The sequence below is a fragment of the Oleiphilus sp. HI0132 genome, assembly GCF_001635845.1.
Genome location: NZ_LWGJ01001264.1, coordinates 25293 through 32115, shown reverse-complemented (window position 1 = coordinate 32115; position 6823 = coordinate 25293). Strand labels below are relative to the sequence as shown.

Here is a 6823-nt window from a genome sequence, read left to right as displayed (position 1 = left end):
CACTCTAATTTTGAAGCAGTCGAAGTTTTAATAAGCATTGAGAGGGAAAACGGTAAGATTCAGGCAAAAAAAATCCCGGACAATGTCCGGGATAAATAAGTACACATGAAATCTAAACCTAAATTGAAGAAAGACGGGCCTGAATCGTCTCACCTAAATTCGATATAGTAATCATAGCCAATAAGTTATGAGCGGTCTGTTGGTAAACAATTGCAAAATGTAACGAATTGTTAACGTCTTCTATATTAATTTACTTGGTTTTATGGCAGAGAATAACGATAATGGTCGTTTCTTCTATTTGTGATAGACCTTCCATTATGGAAATAGAGCAGCTATTTACTCTAATAAAAAGCTTGACCAGCCAATCGAACATTAGAGAACTTGTCACAGCACTCGATGACATTCTTATCAATAATTTCGAACGCGTCGATTTGTCAGTTTATGAGCTACAAGCTACACGGCGCTCCAATCATAAAACGACCACTCTTATCGGCATAGAGTGTAGCGGGAAGTCCAACGACATCTATTTAAATAACGACATGGACATGCTGTCGGCTTATATTTCTAAAGAAGAGGTATACAAGGTTGAAAGCAGAACGCGTTTTAAAATCGTCATTCCGGTAGTGTTATATGACAAAAGCGTGTCTCACCTGGTTGTTTTGCGCCACCGCTACGAGAACCAGGATATTAAAAACACTCTCGTAGGCTTTCTGCAAATCGCTGTCGATATCTTTCGCAACTTGCACGAAAAAGGCCATGACCCGCTTACACGCATCTTAAATCGTCAAGCTTTTGACCAAGTCTCTTCCGACCTTGCCTTTTCACAACACAATGTACTGCATGCAAAGGATACCAGCTTTAAAGCGATTGCCATTCTAGATATCGATAAATTCAAATCTATCAATGATCGCTTCGGCCATGCAATTGGTGACGAGACGCTAGTTCTATTTTCACAGACAGTCAGGTCCGTCCTCCGACAGCAAGACCTGTTTTTCCGCTACGGTGGTGAAGAGTTCGTGGTATTGGTAAAAGACGTTCAGAAAGAGCAAGCTTTGGTTGTTCTCGAACGCTGCAGAGCAGCGATAGAGGCTCGCCGCTTCCCTCAGGTTGGCCAGGTTACCGTTAGCATCGGCTTTGCCGACCTAAGCAAAAACGACCACCCTGTAGAAACACTCTCCAAAGCAGATAAAGCGCTCTACTACGCAAAACAAAATGGTCGTAACCAGGTTAACTCGTATGAAGTGCTATTAGAAAAAGGCTTACTTGAAGCCGTTGAACCCGTAGAGAGCTCTATCGACTTCTGGGATTAATCTCTGACGATCTAGACTCTGCCCCCAAAACAAACCATAACAACTAGAACAACTGTAACACTTATGCTTCAACCCTACTCTCTGATCAACTCTCACGGGAAGCCTCATTTAGGACGCTTCAAACACGCCGTCAATGAAATTAATATCAATGACGCAGATTATCGAACACCAATGAACAAACGCGCCAATAAGTGGCAGCGCCATTTCAATTTTAAACGCTTTCAATATTTCGGCGGCATAAGTGGTGACCTGATATTTGGCTGCGCATTAGCTGACTTACGCTATTTGGGCGCAGCTTTTGTCTATATCTATCGAACTTCAGATAAAAAAATGCTTACTTGGCAATTCAAAAAACCTTTTGCACTCGGGCTAGATATGACGAACCGTCCCGATAATGGCATATCAAGCTTCAAGTCAGGCAAGCATAGTATCAAAATGCGCTACCAACTTAACTCACAGGGCGAGCGGCGCAAAATACTCGAGATTGGTTTTGGCTCGGAGCTCAACATTCAGGCCGAAACCATAGAGAAACCAAGCTTTGAGGAAATGGCTCTTTGTACACCGACCGCAGTCAATGGCTGGGTCTATGCTCAAAAAACGGCAGCACTTCCTGCTAGCGGTGAAGTTCACTGTGCTCTCGGCAAGTTCAAGCTAAATGAAATTGCTTGTTATGGGCATCATGACTTTTCGGCTGGGTACATGCGTCGAGAAACATTCTGGAACTGGGCATGCTTTTCCGGCGCATCTTACTCCACAGCCGATAGATCAGAAGATAAGCCACCGCTCGGGCTCAATGTGTCTTGGGGCGTCAATGAAACAGGCTATTCTGAAAACTGCTTTTGGGTTGGCGATAAGCTCCATCAACTACCTCAAGTTCAGTTCAGATATGACCGGGATGAAGAAAGCTCCGCGTGGAGAATCAGCTGTGAAAACGGACAGCTTGATCTAAGCTTTGTGCCTGAAGGAATGCATAAGGAACACCTCAATGCCGGTTTCATGGCCACAAACTTCAAACAAATATTCGGCAAGTTTAAGGGGCACTTAATCACCGCTGAAGGCAAACGCTACGAGATTGAATCTCAATATGGTTTTGTCGAAGATCAGTACTCTAAGTGGTAAACGTCCATACTAGACAATTTAATTACGACACATCAACAGCAAAAATAGACTTTTGATTTGACGCCTCTAGACATTAAGGGTACAACTGTAAGCTATATTACAGGAGTCTATTATGACTAAGCGCCAAGCAAACAAAACCAAGCACGACACAGCAAATGATAAAAGTGAGCTCCCCTCACTCTCAAAACAGCTATTAGAGCTACATTTAAAGCACGAACTTGAGTGCTTTAACTCCGATCGTTTTATTGAGCTATGCGATTCAGAGACTGAGTTTTTACTGAAAGCTGTAGGAGAAATCCATCTAAATAAGTTTGTCAGCGCTAAACAAATCAAACAAGTTATATACGAAAACGTCGTTAGCTCAAGTATTCCAGGTGCCATCGCCGAAGTTGCGGGTGAGGCAGCCGACACTCTATTTACATCAAAAAAACATCAAGAAACCTTACTGAACCAAATCATCAGCAAAAAAGACTTTGAAGAATTCATAGACAAAGCTTTAGAGCTAAAGGAGCAGCGAAACAAAGGCATAGACAAAGTAATTGAGCTACCGATATATGCCGAATTAATATCAGGCATTCTTTACCAAGCTATCCTTCGCTATATTTATGAAAGCAACCTAATCAGCAAGAACATTCCGGGCGTGTCCTCAATGCTCAAGATGGGAAGAAATGTAGTCAGCAAAGCTGCGCCAAAAATTGGCTCCGGAGTAGAGGAGAGCGTAAAAAGTTTTATTATCGACAGCCTCGACTTTATCCTGGACGAAAGCAAGAAGTTTCTAGAAGGCTCAGTAAGCGATGAGCAATTGCGCGACTCTGCAATGGAGCTATGGGAAGCGATTGAAAATAAACCCATGTCTGAATTTCAACAAGGTATGGACAGTTTAGATCTATCTGAATTTATCGCCTTAGGCTATGACTTCTGGCTTAAGTTTAGAAAAACAGATTATTTCATCAGCAGTTATGAAACCATCGTAGACTACTTCTTTAAGCGCTACGGCAGAAAAAACCTCGACGTCTTGCTCGAGGAATTTGATGTCTCAAAAGATAGAATTATTGCGCCCATAAAAATATTCGCACCCAAGGCTTTAGAAGCATTTAAAGAAAACGGCATTCTAGAGGAGCTTCTGAGACGCCATTTAGAAGATTTCTATAACTCTCAAACCGTCATAGATTTACTAGATTAGCCTATAAAATATTAAGGCGGGAAATTCCCGCCTTAATAGGTAGAAATAAGAAGCTCTACCCTACAACTTTTTTCTGTTGCTTAGATGCCTGACTAACTTATAGAAGAGAGGCGTTAAGAGTAAGCCAAAAACGGTAACCCCAATCATACCTGCAAATACAGCAACACCCATGGCCTCACGCATTTCTGCACCCGCTCCTGAACCCCACACCAAGGGCACCACCCCCATAATAAAAGCAAGCGAAGTCATTAAAATGGGGCGTAAACGCAAGCGGCTGGCTTCAAGCGTCGCCTCAAGCAACCCCATGCCACTATCTTCTTTCTCTTTGGCAAACTCAACGATAAGAATGGCGTTCTTCGCAGCCAGCCCAACCAGCACAATAAAACCTATTTGCGTGAAGATATTGTTAGTCAAACCCCACAAAATAATACCCGTCATCGCTGACAACAAAACCATTGGCACAATCAAGATAATCGCCAGTGGCAACGACCATGACTCATACTGCGCGGCCAACACTAGGAAGACCAGTAAAACAACCAAGGGGAAAATATAGATAGCCGTATTACCCGCTAGAATCTGCTGATACTTCAGATCTGTCCATTCATAAGCCATCCCATTTGGTAAAGAGCGGTCGAGAATAGCTGTGATGGCTGCTTCTGCTTGACCAGAACTATAACCGGGCTTGGCTTGTCCATTTAGGTCAGCCGCCGGATAGCCGTTGTACTTAGAAACGCGGTTTGGACCAGCGCCGTGCTGCACCGTTACAAACGAAGCAAGCGGCACCATTGATCCCTCACGGTTGCGCACTTTTAGCTTTTCCAGCTGCGTTTCATCTACTCTAAAGGCTTCATCGGCCTGCACATTGACCTGATAAGTGCGACCAAATAAATTGACATCATTGACATATACCGAGCCCATATAGGCTTGCAAGGTATCAAAAATATCTGATATCGCTACACCATGAACTTTAGCCTTCTCTCTATCAACGTTAATTTCTATTTGCGGTACATTAACCTGAAAGAAAGAGAAAACCTGTGTTAACTCTGGCGTTTGCCAGGCTTGGCCTACAACCTTTTGTGTTTCCTGAAACAAGCGTTCATAGCCCAGGTTTGCCCTATCCTCAATCTGCAGTTTAAAGCCACCAGTAGTGCCTAAACCGATAACGGGAGGCGGAGGAAAAATAACCGTAAAGGCTTCATCTATTCCCATAAACTGCCCCCATAAGGCACCAGCAATCGCGTCAGCACTCATATCAGGTGCTTGGCGTTCGTCAAAATGCTTTAGGGTGACAAAGACAACCCCCTCATTCGAGGATACCGTGAAGCCGTTAGGTGATAACCCGGGAAAAGCGACTGATGATTCTACTCCCGGATGCTCCAGGGCGATCGCTGACATTTTCTTAATCACCGCTTCAGTGCGATCCAAGCTTGATGCATCAGGTAACTGTGCAAAGGCAATCAAGTACATTTTGTCTTGAGCAGGAACAAACCCGGTGGGAGTTGTCTTAAATTGGTGCGAGGTTAATACCATCAAGCCTGCGTAAATCAAAACAACAATCACAGAAAGCCGGATTATGACTTTCAGTAAGGAGGTGTAACCTTCAGTCAAGGCACTAAAAAATTTATTAAACGGGCCAAAAATAATCTTACCAAACAAGGCGTCAATGATACGGCTCAGTCGGTCTTTCTTTGCATCATGGGGCTTTAATAACACCGCGGCCAAAGCCGGGCTAAGAGTTAGCGAATTGAAAGTCGATATAATTGTTGAAATAGCGATGGTTAGGGCAAATTGCTTGTAAAACTGCCCAGTCAAACCAGAGATGAAGGCTGTTGGAATAAATACAGCACTTAATACCAAGGAGGTAGCAATAATCGGCCCGGTCACCTCTCGCATAGCTTGCTTCGTGGCTTCAATAGAACTCTTTCCTAAAGCAATATTTCGCTCTACGTTTTCAACCACAACAATCGCATCATCTACTACGATACCGATAGCCAAGACTAATCCAAAAAGCGTTAGTGCATTTAAAGAAAAGCCAAACATGGCCATCACTGCAAATGTCCCAACTAAAGAAACAGGTACTGCAACTAAAGGAATAATTGATGCTCGCCATGTCTGCAAGAACAGTAAGACCACAATCACAACAAGCACCATGGCTTCAAGCAAAGTCATCACAACCGCTTCGATAGAACCTCGCACGAAAATGGTAGGATCATAGACGATGTTGTAATCAACACCCGCAGGGAAAGTCTTCTTCAATTCTTCCATACGCGCACGAACATCGTCTGAGATCTGGATCGCATTTGAGCCAGGGCGTTGAAAAATTGCAATGGCTGCGGCCTGCTTGTTATTTAGCAAGGATCTTAGCGCATAGGAATTTGAACCTAATTCAACTCGCGCGACATCTTTTAAGCGCGTGATGGCTCCGTTATCGCCAACACGCAGTACAACATCCTCAAATTCTTCTAAAGTCTCTAAACGACCTTTTACCTTTATCAACAGCTGAAACGGTGCTGCTTCCGCTCCGGGCGGCGCGCCAATTGTCCCTGCCGCGGCCTGACGGTTTTGTTCCCGTATGGCATTGATCACATCGCTGGTGGTCATACCCATCGCAGATACCTGCTCAGGATTCAGCCAGATACGCACAGAGTAATCCCCTGCACCAAATACTTGAGCATTTCCAACACCTTCTAGGCGAGCAAGTTCATCGCGCACTTTCAAGTTAGCAAAGTTAGACAGGTACAACATGTCATAGCTATCGTCAGGTGATAACAGATGCACGACCATCGTTAAGTCAGGTGAAGATTTGGTTGTGGTCACCCCCAAACGTTGAACGTCTTGCGGCAGCCTGGGAATCGCTCGCGAAACACGGTTTTGGACTTGTACCTGCGCATCATCGACATCAGTACCCAGCTCAAAGGTAACAGTAATTGCCAAGCTACCATCTGAGGTTGCTTGTGAGGACATATAAAGCATGCCTTCAACACCATTAATCGCCTGTTCCAATGGCGTAGCAACAGAGTCCGCCATCACTTCGGGGTTTGCGCCAGGATAGCTAGCATTAACCACAACGGTTGGCGGAACAACCTCTGGGTATTCTGTTATCGGCAATTGAAAGACGGCGATCAAGCCAGCTAGGAAGATCATCATCGAGAGCACGCCAGCAAAGATCGGGCGGCTAATAAAATATTGTGAAATACTCATTTTGGCTTGC

General features: G+C 44.2%; 4 protein-coding genes. 3 read left to right on the top strand and 1 reads right to left on the bottom strand.

What is annotated here, in order from left to right; all coding sequences use genetic code 11:
- The first annotated feature begins 281 nt into the window (after positions 1 to 281).
- The 3 genes from A3766_RS19135 to A3766_RS19125 all read left to right on the top strand — a co-directional run bounded on the left by A3766_RS19135 (position 282) and on the right by A3766_RS19125 (position 3612).
- Positions 282 to 1310 (top strand): GGDEF domain-containing protein, encoded by a 1029-nt coding sequence (locus tag A3766_RS19135; RefSeq protein ID WP_068514654.1) that lies wholly within the window; start codon positions 282 to 284, stop codon positions 1308 to 1310.
- 63 nt (positions 1311 to 1373) lie between these two features.
- A complete protein-coding gene (locus A3766_RS19130; protein ID WP_068552826.1) occupies positions 1374 to 2429 on the top strand; it encodes a DUF2804 domain-containing protein in 1056 nt (351 codons plus the stop codon).
- Between the two features lie 112 nt (positions 2430 to 2541).
- The gene (locus A3766_RS19125) at positions 2542 to 3612 is read left to right on the top strand and encodes a hypothetical protein (RefSeq protein ID WP_068508376.1); all 1071 of its coding nucleotides are present in this window, start codon (positions 2542 to 2544) and stop codon (positions 3610 to 3612) included.
- A 60-nt stretch (positions 3613 to 3672) separates the two neighbouring features.
- On the opposite strand, the gene A3766_RS19120 is transcribed toward A3766_RS19125, so the two are convergent.
- Positions 3673 to 6813: an efflux RND transporter permease subunit gene (locus tag A3766_RS19120; RefSeq protein WP_068508378.1), complete on the bottom strand. Its 3141-nt coding sequence runs from the start codon at positions 6811 to 6813 to the stop codon at positions 3673 to 3675.
- Positions 6814 to 6823: the final 10 nt, after the last annotated feature.

Excerpts from the sequence above, each read along its gene's own strand:
- A3766_RS19120 (WP_068508378.1), bottom strand. The coding sequence starts at position 6,813 with ATGAGTATTTCACAATATTTTATTAGCCGCCCGATCTTTGCTGGCGTG.
- A3766_RS19135 (WP_068514654.1), top strand. The coding sequence starts at position 282 with ATGGTCGTTTCTTCTATTTGTGATAGACCTTCCATTATGGAAATAGAG.
- A3766_RS19125 (WP_068508376.1), top strand. The coding sequence starts at position 2,542 with ATGACTAAGCGCCAAGCAAACAAAACCAAGCACGACACAGCAAATGAT.
- A3766_RS19130 (WP_068552826.1), top strand. The coding sequence starts at position 1,374 with ATGCTTCAACCCTACTCTCTGATCAACTCTCACGGGAAGCCTCATTTA.